20 protein-coding genes are annotated in these 20,716 nt (G+C 52.8%); 7 read left to right on the forward strand and 13 right to left on the reverse strand.

What is annotated here, in order from left to right:
* Position 1: 1 nt before the first annotated feature.
* Both tgtA and TCELL_RS01475 read right to left on the reverse strand, forming a co-directional pair.
* Complete coding sequence (gene tgtA, locus TCELL_RS01470) at positions 2-1,567, reverse strand: tRNA guanosine(15) transglycosylase TgtA (protein ID WP_014736956.1); 1,566 nt, start codon at positions 1,565-1,567, stop codon at positions 2-4.
* Between the two features lie 2 nt (positions 1,568-1,569).
* Positions 1,570-2,022, reverse strand: coding sequence for an Lsm family RNA-binding protein (locus tag TCELL_RS01475; protein WP_014736957.1), 453 nt, complete (start codon positions 2,020-2,022; stop codon positions 1,570-1,572).
* A gap of 175 nt (positions 2,023-2,197) precedes the next feature.
* Here TCELL_RS01475 and TCELL_RS01480 point away from each other — a divergent pair, with 175 nt between their 5' ends.
* The 3 genes from TCELL_RS01480 (at position 2,198) to TCELL_RS01490 (ending at position 4,031) form a co-directional block, all read left to right on the forward strand.
* Entirely contained in the window at positions 2,198-2,548 is a 351-nt protein-coding gene (locus TCELL_RS01480) for a DNA-directed RNA polymerase subunit G (protein WP_014736958.1), read from the forward strand.
* A gap of 68 nt (positions 2,549-2,616) precedes the next feature.
* Entirely contained in the window at positions 2,617-2,937 is a 321-nt protein-coding gene (locus TCELL_RS01485; protein ID WP_014736959.1) for a hypothetical protein, read from the forward strand.
* Entirely contained in the window at positions 2,934-4,031 is a 1,098-nt protein-coding gene (locus TCELL_RS01490; protein ID WP_014736960.1) for an ATP-binding protein, read from the forward strand. The genes TCELL_RS01485 and TCELL_RS01490 overlap by 4 nt, the downstream gene beginning before the upstream one ends.
* On the opposite strand, the gene thsB is transcribed toward TCELL_RS01490, so the two are convergent.
* The 6 genes from thsB to TCELL_RS01520 form a co-directional block, all read right to left on the reverse strand.
* Positions 4,028-5,677 (reverse strand): thermosome subunit beta, encoded by a 1,650-nt coding sequence (gene thsB / locus TCELL_RS01495; RefSeq protein ID WP_014736961.1) that lies wholly within the window; start codon positions 5,675-5,677, stop codon positions 4,028-4,030. The two genes, TCELL_RS01490 and thsB, sit on opposite strands and share 4 nt — an antisense overlap.
* Before the next feature lie 70 nt (positions 5,678-5,747).
* Complete coding sequence (locus TCELL_RS01500) at positions 5,748-6,011, reverse strand: hypothetical protein (RefSeq protein ID WP_014736962.1); 264 nt, start codon at positions 6,009-6,011, stop codon at positions 5,748-5,750.
* A gap of 83 nt (positions 6,012-6,094) precedes the next feature.
* The gene (locus tag TCELL_RS01505; protein WP_048162885.1) at positions 6,095-7,528 is read right to left on the reverse strand and encodes a tryptophanase; all 1,434 of its coding nucleotides are present in this window, start codon (positions 7,526-7,528) and stop codon (positions 6,095-6,097) included.
* Between the two features lie 78 nt (positions 7,529-7,606).
* Positions 7,607-9,541, reverse strand: coding sequence for a DNA polymerase domain-containing protein (locus tag TCELL_RS01510; RefSeq protein ID WP_014736964.1), 1,935 nt, complete (start codon positions 9,539-9,541; stop codon positions 7,607-7,609).
* A complete protein-coding gene (locus TCELL_RS01515) occupies positions 9,519-9,764 on the reverse strand; it encodes a hypothetical protein (protein ID WP_014736965.1) in 246 nt (81 codons plus the stop codon). The genes TCELL_RS01510 and TCELL_RS01515 overlap by 23 nt, the downstream gene beginning before the upstream one ends.
* Complete coding sequence (locus tag TCELL_RS01520; RefSeq protein WP_157864679.1) at positions 9,765-10,436, reverse strand: hypothetical protein; 672 nt, start codon at positions 10,434-10,436, stop codon at positions 9,765-9,767.
* A 97-nt stretch (positions 10,437-10,533) separates the two neighbouring features.
* Here TCELL_RS01520 and TCELL_RS01525 point away from each other — a divergent pair, with 97 nt between their 5' ends.
* Entirely contained in the window at positions 10,534-11,013 is a 480-nt protein-coding gene (locus TCELL_RS01525; protein ID WP_014736967.1) for a ferritin family protein, read from the forward strand.
* A 34-nt stretch (positions 11,014-11,047) separates the two neighbouring features.
* Here TCELL_RS01525 and TCELL_RS01530 read toward each other — a convergent pair whose 3' ends face one another.
* Both TCELL_RS01530 and TCELL_RS01535 read right to left on the reverse strand, forming a co-directional pair.
* Positions 11,048-12,340, reverse strand: coding sequence for a DNA topoisomerase IV subunit A (locus TCELL_RS01530; protein ID WP_014736968.1), 1,293 nt, complete (start codon positions 12,338-12,340; stop codon positions 11,048-11,050).
* 11 nt (positions 12,341-12,351) lie between these two features.
* Positions 12,352-13,941, reverse strand: coding sequence for a DNA topoisomerase VI subunit B (locus TCELL_RS01535; RefSeq protein WP_014736969.1), 1,590 nt, complete (start codon positions 13,939-13,941; stop codon positions 12,352-12,354).
* A 161-nt stretch (positions 13,942-14,102) separates the two neighbouring features.
* Between TCELL_RS01535 and TCELL_RS01540 the strand changes: the two genes are divergently transcribed.
* From TCELL_RS01540 to TCELL_RS01550, 3 genes are read left to right on the forward strand one after another with little or no spacing between them, the layout of a single operon-like run.
* Complete coding sequence (locus tag TCELL_RS01540) at positions 14,103-14,528, forward strand: hypothetical protein (protein WP_014736970.1); 426 nt, start codon at positions 14,103-14,105, stop codon at positions 14,526-14,528.
* An 11-nt stretch (positions 14,529-14,539) separates the two neighbouring features.
* Positions 14,540-16,030 carry a type II/IV secretion system ATPase subunit gene (locus TCELL_RS01545; protein WP_014736971.1) on the forward strand — a complete coding sequence of 497 codons (1,491 nt, stop codon included), beginning with the start codon at positions 14,540-14,542 and terminating at the stop codon, positions 16,028-16,030.
* Positions 16,031-16,034: 4 nt separating this feature from the next.
* Positions 16,035-17,297 carry a hypothetical protein gene (locus tag TCELL_RS01550; protein ID WP_014736972.1) on the forward strand — a complete coding sequence of 421 codons (1,263 nt, stop codon included), beginning with the start codon at positions 16,035-16,037 and terminating at the stop codon, positions 17,295-17,297.
* Here the strand turns inward: TCELL_RS01550 and TCELL_RS01555 are convergent.
* From TCELL_RS01555 to TCELL_RS01565, 3 genes are all read right to left on the reverse strand, one after another.
* The gene (locus tag TCELL_RS01555) at positions 17,287-18,735 is read right to left on the reverse strand and encodes an RtcB family protein (RefSeq protein WP_014736973.1); all 1,449 of its coding nucleotides are present in this window, start codon (positions 18,733-18,735) and stop codon (positions 17,287-17,289) included. The two genes, TCELL_RS01550 and TCELL_RS01555, sit on opposite strands and share 11 nt — an antisense overlap.
* A gap of 56 nt (positions 18,736-18,791) precedes the next feature.
* On the reverse strand, positions 18,792-20,105 hold the full coding sequence (hisS, locus tag TCELL_RS01560; protein WP_014736974.1) for a histidine--tRNA ligase: 1,314 nt from the start codon (positions 20,103-20,105) through the stop codon (positions 18,792-18,794).
* Between the two features lie 87 nt (positions 20,106-20,192).
* Positions 20,193-20,696 (reverse strand): endonuclease, encoded by a 504-nt coding sequence (locus tag TCELL_RS01565; protein WP_014736975.1) that lies wholly within the window; start codon positions 20,694-20,696, stop codon positions 20,193-20,195.
* Positions 20,697-20,716 lie beyond the last annotated feature (20 nt).

Below are 20,716 nucleotides of genomic sequence, written 5' to 3' on the forward strand. Positions count from 1 at the left end.
TCTAGTGTGCCGCCCCGGCTTCTCCTAACGCTAGTACGTTGATCTGTACTTCTACGCCAGAGCCTTTTAACAAGCCCTCTATTAACCTGGCGAGCCTGAGCTCTACGTTGCTCGAGTTCTCTAAAACACCTATTTCAACCCTGGCTATCTTCTTGCCTTTGACTAGTTCGAGGACTTTGGCTGAGACCTCCTCTAGTACCTTGTTACCTAAACCGTCCAACACTCCTTCCTCGTGTTGGAAGTAGGGGTACGTGTTGGCAAGTTGAATTGGGAATAGACCTAGGACAGGATGTACTATGAACACTTTATCGCGGCCCCACCTCTTCAACGAGTATTCTCTTAGACTTCCGAAATCTTTGCCAGCAGCCACCAATAGGACTATACTGTCGCTCACGAGTACCTTCTCAACTAGCTGCAAGCTCTTCGACTCGACAACTCTAATTCTCGGGTTGTAGTAGGAGTCCTCGTCTAGGATCAGAAGGGCTGGGGCGTCTGGTTTGGAGACAGGGTTGAACTTGAGTAGTACGTCGGCGTGTCTCTTGACTACTTCAAACGCTCTACGTAGGCTAGGGTGCGTCTTACTCCTCTCTTCCAGTAACTCCCAGAGCCTCCCCTCTCTAATGCTCTCCTTTACAGTGTTAAGCTCCTTCTTCAAAGTGTACAGGTTGTGGAGCGCGATAAGTCTCGTACGCTCTTCGCTAGGTAGCTCTAGAAGATCCTTGGGGGTGTACCTCGAGCAGACCGGGCAGTTGCAGGGCAGGTATGTCAGTTCCTCGACCCTCTTAGTCCCACCGGGTAGCATGTACCTTCCTTCCCGCGCGTAGAGGATGTAGCTTGCGGAGTCGAAGAGGTCTGCCCCCAGCGCGACGAGGAATGGTATGATCATCGGGTGTCCTACACCAAACACGTGTATTGGTTTACCTGGGGGTAGGACTCTCTTGGCTAGACCGACATACTCTAGGAGAGGGCTGTAATCGTACTTCTCTAGTAGTACTGTAGGCGAGCCGAAAGCGAATATATGGTAGGGTGTCCTCCAAGCTCTCACAGCGGACTTCTTGAGTAGGTCGGGGTAAGGCGAGCCTTGTATAGGTAGAGCCCATAACTGGTCACTGTCCATTATAAGGGGGAGTGCCTGGAGAGCTCTTCTCCAGGTCTCTTCCACAGCACTGTACGCTTCACTCCACGTCATTTTAGTCCCTGTCGGCACGTCGAGTATGACCGCTATGTCGCTACCAATACCCTTCTGATAGCTCACGATAGTCGGATTGTCTATCTCCACGTCGCCGTATACGAGTACTTGATAACCCCCGGAGTCGGTCATTATCGTGTTGCTCCACTTCAGCTCTTCGTGTATGTCCTTGACGACGCCTTTGTTCCTCTTGTAGAACAGGTAGGCGTTGGTTATGATCGCGTTGAAACCGATCCCCAGGATTGTGTCTAGGTCGACGTCCTGTCTCACCGGGTCTACAACAGGAAAAATATATGGTGTCTCGATAGTCCCGCGCCTTGTTCTCAGTCTACCGATTCTCCCCGCTAAGTCGTACTCTCTCACGTCGAAGTACTCCAATACTATTCTCCCTTTATCATCTTACGCCTCGTCTCGAGGTACTGCTCTAGCAGCCTGTACAAGGTCTCTGCTATGGGTCCAGTGCCCTCGACACCCCTCTCGCTCACCCTATAGCGTCCCTGGACTTCTACGACTCTGGCCTCGGGTATGATCTTCACGAGGTGTTCAGGCAGCTTCATCTCCTTGATGATGATGTTCTTAAACTCCTCTGGGTCGAACAAGGGTATCTCGAGCACTATTATCTCGCTCAACCTCTCGCCTCTCACGATCACCTTGGGGTACCTGTTCCCTTTGTCGTCCACCGCGTTCTGTAGAAGGATGTTCAGGGAAGGCGTGTCGAACCCCACGAGCCTACCCTCGTAGGACCTCCCGTCGGCCAGGACTATTTTAACTCTCTTGTCGATCAAGCTCGTCAGCTCGCTTGTAAGCCTCCTCGACGCGTCCAGCACGCTCATAAGACCACCTTCAGGCACTTTAACCTATGTCAAAGTGGTTATTTTGAATATTTCTCACCCTGACACCCTAATAAGCGTCCTTTCAGCGTTGACGCTGGGTTAATACTTAAAAATATCTCAACGACTTAAATAGAGCATGGTCTTAGTCCATTAGACCAAACCGTGGCCTGGTACTATGCTTCAGAGATATACTTGCTCAGTAGAGGACATCGAGAGGCTGAGGTATCCCGGCGTATACAGGGTCAAGTTCAGATGTGGGGATGTGTCGATAGAGCTAGAGTTCCACGAGAAAGTTATGCCACCTCTAAAGAAGGGGGGTAACGCCACAATAGTTCTGACAGACAGCAGAGAGGAGTGCCTACAGCACTACTTCTGCGGTAAAGGTAGCGTCGTGTCCTACAGAAGCATAGGTGAGACGTACAGAGCCGTCGTCTCGATAGGGGGCTTCCTACTCGTGTTGAAGTCGAGTCAACAACTAGACCTCAAACCCCTCGACGAGGTCTACACAGGGGTCTCTGTCAGTTAGCGGTTGTTCTTGAAACTTTCGGTTGTCACCCTCAGCCAATACATGCTCCTACTTCAAGGGGATGGTTTTTGAAGTACTACGTCTTGAGGCTATACAAGTATATGGGCTCCAAGGAAGAGCTTGTCGAAGACGAGCTGAGGAAGCTAGGCGAGCTCATAAGGAGTAGAGTTAGGAGGAATAGGTCAGCAAAGTATATAACAATGAGTGTACTCGGGAGGAACAGAGCTGACGGGATGTTGATCATAGGGGTGAACGAAGGCGAAGAAACGGAGATACAGTTCATAAGCGACTACATAAAGTCCAACTTCAAGCACATAACCGTAGGGGAGGTAAAGGAGTTCGGGCGGGGAGACTCACGTAGTGTACTTGAGATGCTCGTAAATTTTTGAAGAGGAGGGAGAGCGTAGGGGTAATATACCCCACGTCGCTAGGGGTGATCCCGAAATACCCGGTCCAGGAGCCCGTGAAGACTAGAGAAGTATCAAGTGAAGAGTGTATCGTCTTAGGAGAGGTAGTGAACTCTATCCCCCCAGTTGACGCGTGCGTCCCCGTAGAAGACTTGAACAAGCATATACTGGTAACCGGTGCGACGGGCTCGGGTAAGACGTTCACGGTCGCTACACTGGTCAACCGGCTAACTACTAGAGAATACCCGTTTAACTACAGGCCGCTCGTACTCGACTGGCATGGGGAGTACGGCCGCTTGCTGAAAAACCCCAAGGTCGTAGACCCGTTTCAGCTACCAGTCCCCCTCTTCGGAGACGAAGACCCTAACGCCTCCGTAGACTTCGCTAGTCAGGTGCTCGCCTTAACACCTGCTCAGGAGTACGTCTTGCTCAAGGCCTTCGAGAACCTTAGGGGTTGGGACCACCTAGACTTAACAGGCGTTATCGAGACGCTCGAGAAGATGGTAGACGAGTCTGGGTGGTTCAGGGAAAGCCGTCTCTCGCTCATGAGAAAGTTGAGGAGGCTCGTTGTAGGTAAGTACAGAGGCCTGTTTAAGGAGACGAGGATTGGGTTCCTCGATAACGCGAGGAGCCCCCTAGTAATAGACCTGTCCAGAGTGGGAGATCTGACCATCAGGAGGGTCTACGTGGCCGCTCTCCTCAAGAAGATCTTCGATTTGGCTGTCCGTGGCGAGTTCGGGGTCAGCAAGCTACTCGTAGTCGTGGAGGAGGCTAGGAACCTCCTAGGGAAGGAGAACCATGTGGACGTGTTGGTAAAAATGCTAGACGAAGTGCGAAAGTTCGGGGTTGGTCTTGTAGTGGTCTCTCAGTCACCCTCGTCACTTGTGGAGGACGTGATGGTGAACACCTCTACTAAGATCGTGCACTCGGTGAAGTCCGCAGTGGACTTGGAGGTGTTGGATAAAGCGACTAATATGCCGGTCGAACTGAGAGAGGTGATACCTTACCTGGACAAAGGAGAAGCGGTTTTATTCTCGGGTCTGTACAAAAAACCTCTATTGGTAAAAGTGGTTTAGTCTTCCTCTTTCTTCTCTTCCTCGCCGGGCTTCTTGCCGGTCTCGGCGCCCTTCTCTTTCGCCTTACTGGCAGCTATCACGTCGTCGATTCTCAGTATTATCGTAGCAGCCTCTGTACCCGCCTTTATCGCGTTGGCTATGACACTCAACGGCTCTATTACGCCTCTCTCCATCATGTTGACGAGGTCACCGCTGTTAAGGTCCACGCCAGTCCAGGTTCCCTCCTCCCTCTCGTGAGAGGCCCTCAGTTTCATAATTATGTCTACTGGGTCTAGACCCGCGTTCTCGACGAGCGTGACAACCAGCCCTTCTAGAGCCTTCGCGAAAGCCTCCACGGCAAGTTGCTCCTTACCGCCAACCTTTGTGGCGAACCTCCTAATGTGTTTCGCTAGTTCAGCCTCTACCGCTCCGCCTCCCGCAACGATCTTGCCGTCCCTTATAACGTCCGCAACCGCGGACAGGGCGTCCCTCATACTCCTCTCGGCTTCGTCTACGAGCCTCTCTAGACCTCCCCTTATCACGATGCTGACAGACCTCGGGTTCTTGCAGCCCTCTACGAACACCATCTTGTCCTCTCCGATCTTCCTCTCTTCTACGAGCGCGGCGTAGCCTAGGTCTTCGGGCTTCAGGTCGTCGATGTTACTAACTATCCTCCCACCAGTAGCTCTCTCGAGCTTCTCGAGGTCGCTCCTCTTCACCCTCCTGACTGCTAGTATACCCTTCTTAGCAAGGAAGTGCTGGGCAACCTCGTCAATACCCTTCTGAGTAATAACAACGTTAGCACCGGTAGTGGCGATCTTATCCACCATCTTCTGGAGGATGTTCTCCTCCTGCTCTAGGAAAGCCCTTAGCTGGTTGGGGTCGCTAATTCTTATCTCGGCGTCTATCTCGGGCTTCTCTATCTCGAGTGGGGCGTCTAGTAGCGCGATCTTCGCGTTCTCCACTCTCCTAGGCATACCAGGGTGTACGACCTCCTTGTCGAGGACAATACCGTAGACGAGCGTCGAGTCTAGTAGAGCCCCGCCGTACTTCTTGATTATCTGGACGTTGTCTAGGTCGATGTAGTACTTGTCACCCCTCTTCTCGACGATCTGCCTTACCGCTTTCACCGCCATCTCGGCGAAGTAGTCTCTGGCGTCGTGTACGGCTTTACTTGTTAGAGACGTCTTTGCCACTTTCTTCAGGAGCTCCTCGTTGTTTATGTCTATCGGGACTGCTATCTGGTCTAGTAGCTTCAAAGTCTCTTCCATGGCCTTCCTATAACCGCTCACGATCACCGTCGGGTGTATGTTCTTAGCCAACAACTCCTCAGCCTGTTTTAGTAGCTCGCCAGCGAAGACCACAGCCCTCTTAGTCCCGTCTCCGACCTCGTTGTCCTGGCTCTTAGCTACCTGGACGAGCATCTTGGCAGCGGGGTGCTGTATCTCGGCCTTGTCTAGGATCGTAGCGCCGTCGTTTGTGATCGTGACGTCTCCGAGAGCGTCGACGAGCATCTTGTCCATACCCTTGGGTCCATAGGTCGTCTTGACCATCTCGGCAACTGCCCTAGCAGCCATTATGTTTGTACGGAGCGCGTCTCTACCGGCTGTCCTCTGAGTTCCCTCCTTCAATATTAACACGGGTATACCGGTTGGCTCAATTGTCATCTACTCCACCTGCGAGGAACACGATCCTAGAGGAGATGATGATAAGACTTCTATATAAACTTAACTTCGGTCAGCGAGGAGTTAACGAGTACTGCCCAGCTAACGCCTCACTCTTGTACTCCTCCACGCTCCACGTCTGGACCCTGTAATACTCGTTTATCACCGGGTCTTCAACCACTACTTTAGGGTCTACATCGTCGTCTAGTAAGACGATAATATTCATCCCTACCACACGCGCTCCCTTGACCCCCCTAATCTTGAACAAGTGTATTAATGCCGTCGCTATACAGCCGGGGCATCCAACGCTTTTGATCCTCATTACAAGCCTCTTCATATCGTTCACCAGGGTGTATTCATGTCTTAAGACATTTGAAGCAACTGATTAAACTTACCCTATTTGCCTACAGTGAACTTGTCCTACCGCTCTCCAAACTCTCTCCTGTACTTGTCTGCCAGGGTCTGGCTCCAGTTACCCACGTCTCTTAGTCTGCCAAGGAAGAACCTGAGGACGGGCGGCTCGTAAACCCACTCGAGCCCCTTGACTACGTCTCTGTTCTCGTAGAGCCATACAAGCCTGTCCACGAGGTACTCTACGTGGCTTCTCAAGTAAGTCTTCCTCGGGAATGCTAGTCTCATTAGCTCGAGGGCTGGGTACTCCTCTCTCCCGTCAGGTAGCCTGTCGTTGGATATAGCACCTCGCTCCATCCCCCTGATGCCGGACGCTATGTAGAAGGCGGCCGTTAAAGCCCCCGCGGGGTACCTATTGCGGGGGACGTTCTCTAGGAACTTCAACGCGTCAACGTGGATGCCGAGACCGCCTGGTGGTTTAACAACGGGTACACCCGCCTTATCTAGCTCCCTTACACCGTATCTTATGAGCTCTATCTCGGACCCTATCAACTCTTCTTCGGTTAGCTGCCTTAGACCCATTGCGAGAGCTGCGATCTCCTTGACAGACATACCGCCGTAGGATAGGAAGCCCTCGAAAACCGGGAGTAGTACGGCTATTTTCTCGTAGAGCTCTCTATTGTTTGTAGCAAGTAGACCCCCTCTAACCGAGCCCGCTTTACGTGCACTCATGTAGAATACGTCGGCGTGACTGGCGAACTCTTTAATTATCTTGCCGAGAGGCCAAGACCCTAGTTCGCGTTCCTTTACGAAGTAGGAGTTCCAGTCTATCATACTACCGTCTATAACTAGTGGTACACCATACCTCTCGCAGATCTCTTTGACCAGCTTAATGTTCTCCATCGAAACAGGCTGACCGCCTAGGAGGTTCGCGAGCGCCTCGACTCTGACGAACGCCGTCCTCTCGTGGTTACGTGCCAGGAACTCCTCTAGCCTCACGGTATCCATGTTGCCCTTGAACGGGTGTTCGCTGGACGCGTCGAGCGCCTCCGGGATGGGCAGCTCCACTAGAACCCCTCCCGCGAGCTCGACGTGGGCTCTGGTCGTAGTGAAGTGGAAGTTGGTGACCACGAAACTACCCTGTCTTACGAGCGTCCTCGCTATCAAGTGCTCGGCGGCCCGGCCCTGGTGGACCGGTAGTGTGTACTTGAAGCCGAGCACTTCCTCCACCGCCCTCGCAAGCTCCTCGTAGGTGTTGCTACCGGCGTACGCGTCTTGGGCACTTACCATGCCGGCCAGCTGCTCAACGGTCATAGCGTTAACTCCGCTGTCTGTCAACATGTCTAGGAACACGTCGTCGGCTTTCAGTAAGAAGGTGTTAAACCCTGCTTCTCTAATAGCGAGCAGTCTTTCTTCCAAGGATGGGAACCTAATCTTCTCTACGACGCGTACTCTGAACCCTTCTACCCGAATGTAACCCCCGTTCCTCGATCTTACCTGTATAAATACGCATCACCGAAATATGGTACACTATTATGTTTGAGTATATAACTGTTACGCTACATATGGGGGAGGCAAGCCCTACGCGCTAAAGACGTCTTCCGGCGTTGGTAGCTCCTTCCTCACTTTCTCGAGTAACCTCAAGTAGTACCCAAGGTCTATGTCCTCGGCGCCGGCCTCCTCGTCGTAGACGGCGAGACCACTCTTCAGCGCGATTAACTGGTGTGCCGCGCCGTCTCCTTCCAGGACGTACCTGGGCGGCCTCTTGTAGGAGCCTCTCGCACGCCTAGACCTAGTCATGAGGAGGAGCCTAACGTCGACGTTCTCTAACAGCCTCCTCTCATAGTCCTTCACGACGTCGTAGGCGGCGCTAAGAGCCTCGGCCATGCTCGAGGGGTCTCTCGCCTCGGTCAACTTACTGAACGCTTCAAGCTCTGCCTGTCTCACGATCTCGGGGGTATCCCTCCTGACGGCTAGTACACCCTTTATCTTCAAGCCCCCCTCGTGGAGTAACCCGTAGTACCTGTTGGCTACGCCCCTGCTACCGTTTAGTTCTCTGGGGAGGTACAGCCACACGTAGTAGGCCTCTACCTTAGTCTTGTAACCAGTAGCCCTCTCTATGGCCGTGGCCAGCTCCGCGCAGTACTCCGCGTCGGCTACACCACCTATGAACAGGCTGTCTACAATGGCGTGCACTACTTTGTAGCCCCTCTTGGCGACTTCCTCCGAGGCTCTCTTCATTATCTCTCTACTCGTAGCCGTGACAGCTTCGTGCGCCATTATAGAGCCGAACAAGCTGTTCCTGTAGCCTAGATAGCCGAAGCTGGCCACAAGAAGCCACTTAACAGCACTCCTCCTTTCATAGTACAGTTCGTCGCCTGTAGCCTCGTAGAGCTGCTCGTAGAGCTCTTTCAGCTCTAGCAGTCTCTCCAGGCTCATAGGAACGACCCCTCTCCTGTCCACGCATACCTCTTTGGCGGCGTAGTCTAGGCTTATTCTGCTACCGCAACCAGGGTCGTTCACAGTCTCGCCCGAGATGTTCAGTTTGGCAATAATAGACGGGTAGAGACTCTTGAAATCGACCTGGCACACCCCCCAGTAAAGGCCCGGCCTAGGCTTAAACACCACGCCTCCGCGGTCGAGTAACATCAGGTCTGTTATCCGCCTAAAATACTCCGGCCTAGAGTGGTCTTTCCTGACAATGTACCTCAAGTCTCTAGACACGAGCACCTCGATGGTAGTGAGCAGTCTACCTATCGTAACGTTGTTCATGAGGCTTAGTGGTGTGAAAGACAGCCTAGACCACTCGAAGTACTCGTGGGGGCTGAAAGCGCCTCCTAGAACCCACTTCCCAACAGACTTATTCACCTCCGGGTACGTCGATACAAGCCTGAGATAAACACTGGGCTCCGTGAACACTAGTAGTGGCTGGTACTCGGCTATGTAGACAGCCAGGTCCCTCACAGTATGGAACTTAACGGGGGTCTTACCGCCGATTAGGTAGGCCCCGTTCCTGACGTCCACGACCAAACTCCTGAGACCAGGGTCTCTCTCGCTAGGCCTCCAAGCTGTGGTAAAACCCTTGCTGGTCTCGCAGACCCTGGTTAGAGGTCTAACACCCCTCTTGTACAGGGACTCGACCAACGGGTGAGGGTACTTGTTGACCGGTCTCAAGCCCCTCTTCTCGGCGGTACTCGTGATCCTTCTCAGCTCGTGTAAGCTCTTGACAGAGAAGACCACTATCTCCTCTCTATCCCTGTAGTAGGGTGGTGTAAACCACTCCTCGACCCACGCGTTCTCTACGATACCCTCGTAGACAAGCTCCCTGGATACAGCGTACGGGTCGGGTGCCTCTATGTAACCGTAGAAGCGCAGGCCGACTGGCAGCTCTCTGACCACGCCAGAGCTTTCGTCGAATAGCTCTAGGACGACGCCTCCACTAGGCGATGGTCTCGCGTCTAGGATCCATAGCCCTCTCTCTTTGTTGTTACACTCACTTACACTGTTTACCTTCATACTCCGCCTTTAGCTCCGCTATTACGAGTAAAAGATGGAAAACGAGAGGCTCTAGGGGGTCCACGACGCCCTTGTACGACAATAGGGAGGCCGAATAATCAGCCCTCTCGAGAACCTCCTTGACCGCGGCCCTAGTACAGGGGTCTAGTAGTGGTAGTAGGCTAGACCACCTCTCCAGGTACTTGTTGACGAGCTCCTTGAGAGAAGGGGTTGTCCTACCCAATCAGCCCACTCTCACCCAGTTCAGTAAGCTAACAGTGTCGACGGGGGCGGTCTTCTCCTTGAGTAGCTCGACTCTGAAAAGCCTCCTCAGGCCAGTGGGCTTCGCGGGGTGTTTTACGAGCTCTGCTACCACGCTCCTTCCCAGCCTCTCGACTCTGAGTATAACCTCGACTACATGGTGGTGCATACTACCGCCCTCCGGCATCCTCGATCCAAACCTCGTTGTAGTGTTAAAGATGAGAACGGTGTTCTCTGCCGATACCCTGTTTATAAGCCCCGATATCTCGGTAGCCTCGTAGTAGGTCGAGGGGTCGTCTCCTAGGAAGTTGTAGGGGTATAGAAGGATGACCGTAGAGTCTCTTACACCTGTCAGGCTCTCTAGTATGCGTACGACGTCTCTTGATTTGAAAGCCCTGCTAATACTTACAGCTGTCAGCCTACAGTCGAAGACCCTACAAAACGCCTCTACGAGGTCTGTCCTGATACCTCCGAACTCTAGAGAGACGACTACATAGACCTGGCCTCGCCTACTCTGTATTGCTATAGACCTGTGAAACAGGTAATCTAGAACGTAAGAGTCCCCGTAGAACTCTATACTCCAGTACCTGCCAACCGGGTTCAAGAGGTCGTCTACCGGCCTCAAGCCTGTTATAATCACTTTCGATGACCTCACTATACTCGGCTTTAATAAAGAGGGGTAGAGACGGCCGAAACTTTCACTCTGTCCGAAGCTAAACGTTATTTCTTAGCGTCTACAATACTGATAGTTGGTGGTCTTGTTGGAGGACCTCGTGAGGCTTTTCCAGGAGTACTCCGAGGTAGAGAAGAGGTACGCCGAGGAGCTCAAGTCCATAACGAGCAAGTTCAGGCACCCGCTTCTTAAGGCCTTGATAGAGAGCGTCGCGCAAGACTCCCTGAAACACTCGCTGATGTACCAGGCTCTAGCGGAGATAGCAAGGGGTGGGCTACCACTCTTAACGGAAGAGGAGCTGGAGTACATTAGGGAGGGCATCGTCAAGCACATACAAGCCGAGGCAGAGATGATCGCGAAGACTAAGAAGCTCCTGGAGGAGAGTAAGGAGCCCTACTCTAAGCTGATACTGGCGGCAATACTCGACGACGAGAAGAGGCACCATACACTCCTACTCGATATACACGACAAGGTGGCGGTGAAGGAGAAGTTCGGCGAAGAGGAGTTGTGGGACGCGGTATGGAAGGACAGCCCGTGGCACGGGACGCCGGGTGGGTGAAGTCTTAACTTAGAGGAGAAGTTACACCCGTGTTTTAGTCTATCCAGTCGCCACCCTCTATCTTACTCGGTATGTACGTATCCGCGAGGAATTTCAGACCCTTACTGGCCATCGCCTCTATCTCGAGCTTGTTAAGGGTCTTGAAGAATATACAGAGTTCTCTGACCCAGTCCGGAGTTCTAAACCACGGGTAGCCCGTAAGACCCTCCTTCTTTTTGAGCTTAGACCTGAGCTCGGAGCTTTCTACGCACTTGTCAGCTACATCGTACCCCACGAGCTCCACCGCGCGCTCGACGTCGCGTTGTTTCGCCTTTATAACGTAGTTCCTCCTCTCGCTCTCCGACAAGTAGGGCTTCTTCTTGAGCTTGCCCAGAGTAGTTCTAGTGAACCCGCCTACCTCCTTGACTTCGTCTAGAACCTTGCGGAAGACCTCGTCACCGAAGACGTCCGTCATAGAGACGCCTATAAACCTAGCATTAGGAGTAGCGAGCCTCTCGCTCTCGTAGGAGAGGGTTATAGAACCTATCTTGAAGACGCTGTAGATGTAGAAACCGTAGGGGTCGCTGTCCGTCAACACGTAGACAGGCAATTTTAGCTCCTCGTTGAGCCTCCTAACAAACCTCCTCGTGGCCCTGTCGGGTTGCCCGGCGCTCGTGACTAGTATGGCTCTGTACTTCCGCCAGAACCCGTACCTGTGGAGTTGCTGGAATACAGCGTCCTTCTCGACTACCAGCACGTACTCTGCGTCCACGTCTTTGAATTCCACCAGGTCGGGGGTGGGCTCGATCGAGTAGGCCCCGTGCCCCATTTTGCTCAAGTCTATCGTGTCATCGCCGCTCCTGATCACGAGGTTCCCTACTACCTTCCCTTTTTCCTTGCTTAGGATGAGCATCTCCTCTCTCAGGACGTTCATGAAGACCTCCAGGTCTCTTATGACGCTGTCGGACTCCTTCTGCTCGTCCCAGGTGTTCTCGTGCACCATCTTCCCGTCTACGTCTCTGTACCCTATACTGTGCTTACCCCTGTAGTACAAGTCACGTATAGTGGGGTACTCGTTGTTGACTAGTGCCTCGTATATTATGGAGGCCATTAAGAGGGTCTGCATGAACTTCCTAGCCTCGTTTACGTCGATGAGCGACCTCCTAAGCACGTCGGGGCCCAGGAGGAGCATTTTGTTCTTCTCGTCGTAGATCGTGTTGGACAGGACCCTCTTGGGCATGACTAGAATCGGCTTCTCGCCTCTCTGTATCTGGTCTAGTATGATCTTGAACTTCTCCTTCAACACACCTATAGCGTTCATCCTCGCCTTAACGTCTACACTCGACATAGATGCCCCTCCTAAGCACCTATCTCGACGCCCCTGATTACCTCGTTGATCTTGTTCTCTGGTATACCTGTTTTAGCCGATATAATCCCTACGAGCTTCTTTACGAGGGTGCCCTTGTCAAACCCGTCCCCGGAGAATATTACCTCGAGAGACCTAGCGATCTCCGGTATGTACTTGGCTAAGTGCACTACCTTCCTCTGCGTCTCCAGCTCTTTCTGCTTAGCCGTTAAGTACCCTCTGAGCCTCCTGGCGACCTCCGAGATGGCGAGCTTGATCTCCCTACGGACTTCGGGTACGTCTGCTATGCTCTCCTTGCCGACGCCCTTAAACGGCACTTTCGTGCTACAAACGTGTACCAGTAGCACTAGCTGGGCTGGGAAAGCCACCATGTAGTTGTCCCATGCGATGTCCTCCTTAACAACGCTAGTTATCACGTCGCTACCCTCGTCGTAGAGTAGCGGTATTTTGTTCGCGTACCTCAGTAGAATCGGTTTGTCGGCCTCGCTGAGCGGGACTTTACCGCCGTAGGCTATCCCCGCCTCTACTATGAACGGGTGTCCTTCGTAGGTCGACGGCTTCCTTGTTACAGCGTCCACGAACTCCGGCTCGAACATCCTTGTAAGCCCGGCTTTTATGACCTCAACACCCAGGGGTGATATAGCCGAGCTTGACGGGGGTTTAAACTGGTTGTACGACTTCATCGTGTTGATCAGCCTGAGGAGGTCGTCTTCCTTCAAGTTCCTCGGGTTCGAGGAAGGGTCTATGCCCGCCTTCGACAAGAGGTCTTTAGCAGTTACTTCACCAACGCTCTGAAAGTTCTCGACTAGCACTTCGAGTATCGTCGGCTCCTTGCCGGACTCTATGATCATCTTCAGCATCTCCAAGTCCACACCGTAGGGGTGCGGCTTGACCTCCTTCGGGGGTCTGGGCATGGTCTCTATGACCCTCTTATACAGGGTTACCTCGTTGTCGGGAGTGTACATGACTATGTTAGCGTAGGGCGTCACAGTAGCAGTCCTGTTGATGTACTCCTTTATCCTAGCCTTGGCCTTTCCCCAGTCCCCCTCGATCGTGAGGGACACTATCGTGCCGTGCCAGTCCCTCTGCTTCCTCCAACTACCTCTCTCCAGTACCACGGGCTCGTTCTTGTTGATGTCTATCCTTATCTTAAAGAAGTAGATCCTCCTGTACTCCCTCTTGCTCGTGATCACCTCGATCGGTCTGCCGGTAGTCATCTGCCCGTATAGGACGGCCATCTTGACGCCCAGTCCGTACATGCCTCTCGTTTGTCTCAGGACGTACTTCGAGCTGAACAGAACCCTGCCGAAAGCGTTTGGCACTATATCGGGCGGTATACCTATACCGTTGTCCTCGACGGTTACTCTGTAGAACTCCTGAACCGGGTCTGCCCTCTGGATCACGACCTTTATATCGGGCAGTATCCCGTGGGAGTCGGTGGCGTCGAGAGCGTTCTCGACCAGCTCCCTGACTGTCTGGTAGAGTGCTCTAGCAGGGTTGGCGAAGCCGGCTATCTCCTTGTACTTGTAGAAGAACTCCGCTGGGCTGATTGCCTTGTACTTCTCGACGGTCTCGCCCGACAAAACATCTCACCTTACTTCCTTTCCGTAAATCCACCAATAGACGTCTTTAAACTAGGGGACTAAGGGGGTTAGTTTCGCTGTACCCCGCGACCACCCGGTTATTTAAAACTATTCTTAACAACCTGTTTAAAGTCACCCCTTTTCGACTAGGGTGTACAGGCTTGAAGGGCGTAGAAGGTCTCGTAGCGGCGGCCCTACTACTAGTGATAACGGTGGCTGGGGGGCTACTAATATACAACTACGTAATGAACTACCTGTCGCTTCCTCAGCAATACGTTAGCTTGAAGGTGGTGTCCGCAAAGATAGTAGTGCTAGACTCGACATCTATGCTGACACTACAGGTTAGCAATCTAGGCAATATACCCGCGAACATAACAGGCGTTACTGTGTACACGAGTGGTGGCACCTACTCGGTCTCCCTATCGAACCAGGTGCCGGCTGGAAGCACGATCGCCATCAACGTCGGCTTAAACAGCACCGTTACAAGCGCTGTTGCGGCCTCCAGCCAGGTCTACATTTCCGTGAACTATACTTCTAATGGGAATAGTGGGGTAACAGACCTAGTTAAGGTGCCCGTGTACTACTAGGTGTTTTTTCCATGTTCAAAAACCTCCTCGCACTTGGTATGTTCTCGCAAGCGACCTACAAGCAGAAGAACTTCTTTTCTAAGCTTGTACAAGACTATCTTTCTAGTACCATATACGACAAAGTAGAAGTAAACAAGGTTTTCGAGGAGTACACTGTCGGCGGCGTGGTCAAGGTTCTGGTCGCGGAGGGGGGAGACGGGTTCCTCTACTACCTCGTGGAAGAGCCGCCTCTGGACGAGACTGAGGTTGAAGTACTCGGCCACGTGCTCTCCAAAGGCGTCGAGTGCGTAGACGTGGAGTGTTTGACGACAGAGGTCAACGGTAAACTAAAGGGGCTCTCGAAGGAGTCTGTGAGTAGAGTCTACTACCATTATGCGAAAATAGTAACGGGTTACGGACCCTTGTACCCTATACTCCTCGACCCCTTGGTTGAAGAGGTTGCTCTCAACTCTCTCGACAGGAGAGTCTGGGTGATTCACAGGACAATCAGCCACTACGGCTGGGTTAAGACGAACCTGCTTGTCAGAGAAGGCTTTGTCGACAAAGTCGCGTTAAGCCTGTCCAGGAAGGTCAAGAAGCACGTGAGCTTAGCGTCTCCGATCGCCGAGGGGCTGACCAAGGAAGGCTACAGGGTTAGCGTCATCTTCGGCGGGGACGTCTCTAGGAAGGGTAGTAGCGTCGTCATCAGGAAGAGGCCCGAGAAACCCTGGACATTGACACAGCTCATCAACCAAGGCGTGCTCAACAGCCTTATAGCGGCGTACCTCTGGCTTGTGATAGAGTTGAAGGGCTGGGTCATCGTAGCCGGAGGCGTGGGAGCAGGTAAAACCACCCTACTACAGGGCTTGCTCAACCTCATACCATACAACAGGAGAGTCGTCACTATCGAGGACACGCCTGAGCTATTCCTATCGAGCGAGCAGTGGGACCCGCTCGTAGAGAGAGTGTCGGTGATAGACCCTGGCACGAACATCGACATGTATGGTTTGCTAAAGGCGAGTCTGAGGAGGAGGCCTGACTACATAGTGGTGGGTGAGGTGAGGGGAGTGGAGGCCAGGGTCCTAGTCCAGGCGTCGAGGCTCGGGCACGGAGTCCTTAACACCATTCACGGCGACAGCCCAGACTCCGTCTTGAAGAGGCTCACAGCGTACCCTATATCGATACCGAAGAACCTCCTCGGCAACATATGGTCGATAGTCATAGTCGAACAGACAGGCTACGGGAGGAGAGTCACGAGGGTGTCCGAGATAACCGAGAAAGTCGACGTGGTCGACGTAGCGTGGTTTGAGAGGGGGGTGTTTAAGCCCCTCGATGTAGGGGAGATGGCATCCAGGTCCCTGAGACTCGAGGATAGGATGGGAGCAAGGGGTCTCGTGAAGGAGCTGACCGAGAGAAGTCTCTTTCTAGAGAGGCTCGTGTCGAACGGCGTCTTCGAGGAAACCAAGCTCGCGCGGATGATCAACGAGTTTTACCGTAGTAGGGGCCTACTCGGCGGGAACTAGCGTTATGAAAATCAGGAAAGCCAGGGCTCTCTTAACGACCACATCTAAAGTGTCCGAGCTAGAGTTCATGGAGTTCTTGACTCTCCTCCTCGCGTTTGAGACCAGCGGTCTTAGACTACCCAGGTTGCTAGTAGAGATTGCCGAGGGGAGAGTTGAGGCCAGTGGTTACATCAAGGAACTAGCGAACAAGTTCAAGGTCCTCGAAAAGACAATGATGGAGGACTACAGCGCTCTAAGGAAACTGGCAGAGCTAGCAGGCTCTCAAATGGTCGCGGACTTCCTGAGGGGCTACAGCGAGGTGGCTACAACGAGTGGCGAGACGTCGAGGTTCGTCGAGTCGTACCTGGAGAGAGTTTCGTCGTATCTAAAGTCTAGGCTTGAGGGCATGCTCAAGTTCATGGAGGGCGTATACGAGGGTTTAATGCTAGCGGTCTTCGGCTTGATAGCTCTATCGGTAGTACCGATATCGGGGATTGACCCGAAGCTGTTGACTTCCGCTATCATACTGGCTGCCCTGGCCTCGTACTTGATAGTATTGAAGGTCTCGGAGAACGTTCTAACACTCTCGAGAACAGAGCACATGGCCACGATAACTCTAATGGGCCTTACGCTCGTCACGGAACTAGGGGCCGTGTGGACTCTGGTTCACATGTTGTTGCTCGCCTCGGCGTTAGTCCTGGTGATCCCAGTTGCCAGGAGGGCGGTGGAGGTCGAGAAGAACGTCGTGGACTTCCTGGAAGAGGCGTTCTCAATGACGAGGCACGGGATACCCCTCGAGCATGTCTTCCACCATGTCGAGTTCAGGAGCGACCCTCTGAAGCTCCTCAAGAGAGTACTGTTACTTGGGTACGACTACGCTCAACTACTGGGAGCACTACCCGACTTGGCGCGGAGGGCGATGTACCAGTTACTGGCACCGTTGCAATACACCTCGAGACACGAGAGAATCTCGTCTTACGTGCTCAGGTTTGTAGAGCTAGTATCCGACGCTAGAGCACGGCTCGAGAGAAGGGGGTTGACCTACATGGTCTACTCTTACATTTTCCCCGCAGTAGTATACGTCTCCTACATACTCGTGCACTCGATGTCCAAGACTATCGGGGGAGTGTTGGACTTCGGCCAAGCGAAAGTCATCGCCTACTCCACTTTCTTCAACACTTTTACACTAGCAGTAAGCATATCGGGTATAGGCTTGTTCAGGAGCAGAAAAATCGGGTTGTTGCTCTTTGGAAGCCTTCTAGCGATCGTGTTGCTACCTAGCCCTTAACTACGCCGATAGGCCTCAGCCTGACAACAGGGCTAGCTATCCCTACCTTCTGGGCCACCAAGACCACGCGGTCGACGTCCTTGTAAGCCTCAGGCGCCTCCTCGCTGACAACGCGCTTGGTAGCAGCTCTGACAGCTATCCCCTTCTTCGCCAACTCGTTTATTACTCGGTCAGGGCTGTAAGACCTGATGGCCTCCCCTCTGCTCAGCCACCTCCCAGCCCCATGTGGGGCACTGTACCACGTCCTGTACCCCTCCGGCACGCCAACGAGTATATAGCTCGCCGTCCCCATGCTTCCAGGTATCAGGACTGGTTGTCCGATGTTCCTGTACTTGGCCGGTAGGTCAGGGTGTCCTGGAGGGAAAGCCCTCGTGGCCCCTTTCCTGTGAACGACCACCTTGTACCTCTTGTTGTTTATCACGTGCTCCTCTATTTTCGCGATGTTGTGTGCCACGTCGTAGACTATGTGCAGCCCGAGCTCTTCAGGGTCTTTCTTGAACACCTCCTTGAAACTCTCGCGTGTCCAGTGGGTTATCAACTGCCTGTTAGTCCAGGCGAAGTTCGCAGCAGCTGCCATTGCCTTGAAGTAGTCCTGCCCCTCGTTACTCTTGAACGGCACAGCTGCCAGTTCTCTGTCGGGGACAGAGATGCCGTACCGTCTCATGGCCCTCTCCATGATGATGAGGTAGTCGCTGGCCACCTGATGTCCAAGCCCTCTACTACCTGTGTGTATCATTACAGCAACTTGACCAACGTGGTCGAAACCGAGTACTTTGGCTATGTCGGGGTTGTAGATGTGGTCTACCACCTGTATCTCTAAGAAGTGGTTGCCAGCTCCAAGAGTGCCGAGTTGCTCGTGCCCTCTCTGTTTTGCTACATTGCTCACTTTACTTGAGTCTGCCATCCTCCAGCTCCCGTGCTCTTCAATGTACTCCATGTCCTCCTTCCAGCCGAATCCTTTCTCTACAGCCCACTCGACCCCGCGGTTCAGGACTTCGTCCAGCTCTCTCGTGCTAAGCCTTATTTTACCTGTGGAGCCAACACCGCTCGGTACGTTCCTGAATAGTGCGTCTACCAGCTCCTTGAGTCTACCCCTCACGTCCTCCTCGTCAAGGTCGGTTCTGAGTACCCTGACACCACAGTTAATGTCGTACCCGATACCACCAGGGCTAATCACGCCCTCTTCTAGGTCAAAGCCGGCCACGCCACCAATTGGGAAGCCGTAGCCTTGGTGGCCGTCGGGCATGACGTAGGCGTACTCCTGTATACCAGGAAGGCAAGCTACGTTAGCCGCCTGTTCCAGTGTTAAGTCCTCGTTCATCTTCTCTAGCAGAAACTCGTCAGCGAACACTATAGAGTCTGTTCTCATACAGGGCTTGTAAGACCTCGGTATCCTCCACTCGTAGTTGCTTATCTTCTCCACGTAAACTTTGGGCATGTAGAAACACCGTTACGAGACCTGCTTGATAGGATTCTAATTCGAACCTAATAAAGCTAGGTTGAACCAGGCTTGGTAGCGTAGGTGTCTATGTAGTCTTCGATCGACTTCAACGGTACTTCTTCCTGTCTCTTCTTGTTTAGATCTCTAACCGTCACCTTGCCATCCTTAAACTCCCTCTCGCCAATTATCAGAGCTAGGTCGACCCCCGTTCTACTAGACACTCTAAGCGCCTTGTCGAGGTTCTTTGTCGCCAGAACAGTGAGCGAGGCGAATTTGCTACCAAGCCTCTTGGCTAACCCGTACCCTACACTCAAAGGTATGTTCTCGGACAAGACCACTATAACACCTGATAGCCCTCTTTTCACGAGAAGTCTGTCTTTCAAGTCCATCAAGATTAGCGCGATCCTGTCCAGCCCTAGTGCCAGACCCGTGGAATACTCGTAGACATTGCTGTAAACACTCGTGAGCCCGTCGTATCTACCACCGCCCCCTATGCTCTGCTCTAAGCCTCTCGTCGCCTTGTACTCCCATATAAGACCAGTGTAGTACGCCAGCCCTCTCACGAGTCTGGGGCTGAACTCCACCTTGTAGCCTAGGTCTGACAGGGTCTTAGAGAAATCTTCAAGCCTCCTCGTTTCTTTCATCACCTTATTGTACTCGTCTCCCAGCTCCTTCTTGAACTCCTCCACGAGGCTTATTACGCTGTCGAGGGTACCCCTCATCAACTTGATCACGACCTCTCTCACCGTGCTACCATACCTATCTAGCAACTCCTTCTCCAACTGGTCGTCCATCTCTTTGTCTACCAAGTGGAGTATGTGGTCTTGTTCTTCACTGGGGATCTTGAACATGTTCATGAAGGCCCTGTATATCGCCACGTTCCCAACCAGGTATTTGTGGTCTAGACTCAACTTGTCGAGAAACCTTGAGGCGGTATAGGCCGCGGACACGTCTGCGTTGACGGTCTCGTCTCCTATGATCTCGAGGCCTCCCTGCCAGAACTCTCTGTACCTAGCTTTCTGCGGCTCCTCATACCTGAAGCATTGAGAGATATAGTACAGCTTGATGGGTTTAGGTCTAGCCCTCATCTCCTTGAGGTACACTCTTATCACGCTGGCGGTCACTTCTGGTCTTAGAGCTAGTAGTCTACCGGCTTTGTCTTCGAAGACGTACATGCTCTTCCTAATTTCTTCGCCGCTCTTGGCCTCAAACAACCTGTAGTACTCTACAGTCGGGGTTATTATGGGCTCGAAACCGTTCTCCGAGGCGGTCTCCGAGAAAAGGCTGAACAGGGTGTAGTACAGCTTGGCCTCGTCGCCGGTAATGTCCCTCATGCCTCTTGGGGGGTTTAGGGTCTCTGCCTCCATGTAGATCCCTGGTCTTCACATGTTAATTGGGATACTCACTGATAAAACTACGTCAAACAGCTTGACTCTGGTACAGCCCCCTCCTCTCTATACGGGCTCGATCTTATGGACCTCGTAGTACGTTACCTCCCCTTGGAGGCTCACCACGGCGACGATAGGGGACACGTTGTTCCTAGTGGACTTCTCTGCGAATTCGAGTATGTCCTTGACTCCTAGCCTGCTCTTCTCCTCTAGGACTAAGACTAGTCTAATGTCACCGTGCTTGTCTTTCATCATGAAAGTATTCTTGTCAACTATCCTGACTCTTCTACCTCTGTCTCTTAGGTCTTTGTAAACGACCAGGTTAGACCAAGAGTAGTCCTTAAAGCACTCCGCAGACGTCTTCATGAGGTCTTCGAGGCTCCTCACGACCTTACCTTCGACATCGGCGACGGCTCTCCCGGTGAGCAGCAGGTAGGATAGTTCAATAACGTTCAGGACTAGGACGTCACCGCTTTTCTCTCCAAACCACTTCTCCTCGAGCTCTTGAACGTTACTGTCCTCTACAATACCTGTACAAGAGCTCTTGTCTACCCTTACAACTACGCTCATTGAGCATACCTTAAAATAGT

It is taken from the genome of Thermogladius calderae 1633, assembly GCF_000264495.1.
GTDB lineage: Archaea > Thermoproteota > Thermoprotei_A > Sulfolobales > Desulfurococcaceae > Thermogladius > Thermogladius calderae.

Excerpts from the sequence above, each read along its gene's own strand:
- TCELL_RS01475 (WP_014736957.1), bottom strand. The coding sequence starts at position 2,022 with ATGAGCGTGCTGGACGCGTCGAGGAGGCTTACAAGCGAGCTGACGAGC.
- TCELL_RS01480 (WP_014736958.1), top strand. The coding sequence starts at position 2,198 with ATGCTTCAGAGATATACTTGCTCAGTAGAGGACATCGAGAGGCTGAGG.
- thsB (WP_014736961.1), bottom strand. The coding sequence starts at position 5,677 with ATGACAATTGAGCCAACCGGTATACCCGTGTTAATATTGAAGGAGGGA.
- TCELL_RS01500 (WP_014736962.1), bottom strand. The coding sequence starts at position 6,011 with ATGAAGAGGCTTGTAATGAGGATCAAAAGCGTTGGATGCCCCGGCTGT.
- TCELL_RS01510 (WP_014736964.1), bottom strand. The coding sequence starts at position 9,541 with ATGAAGGTAAACAGTGTAAGTGAGTGTAACAACAAAGAGAGAGGGCTA.
- TCELL_RS01530 (WP_014736968.1), bottom strand. The coding sequence starts at position 12,340 with ATGTCGAGTGTAGACGTTAAGGCGAGGATGAACGCTATAGGTGTGTTG.
- TCELL_RS01545 (WP_014736971.1), top strand. The coding sequence starts at position 14,540 with ATGTTCAAAAACCTCCTCGCACTTGGTATGTTCTCGCAAGCGACCTAC.
- TCELL_RS01550 (WP_014736972.1), top strand. The coding sequence starts at position 16,035 with ATGAAAATCAGGAAAGCCAGGGCTCTCTTAACGACCACATCTAAAGTG.
- TCELL_RS01555 (WP_014736973.1), bottom strand. The coding sequence starts at position 18,735 with ATGCCCAAAGTTTACGTGGAGAAGATAAGCAACTACGAGTGGAGGATA.
- hisS (WP_014736974.1), bottom strand. The coding sequence starts at position 20,105 with ATGGAGGCAGAGACCCTAAACCCCCCAAGAGGCATGAGGGACATTACC.
- TCELL_RS01565 (WP_014736975.1), bottom strand. The coding sequence starts at position 20,696 with ATGAGCGTAGTTGTAAGGGTAGACAAGAGCTCTTGTACAGGTATTGTA.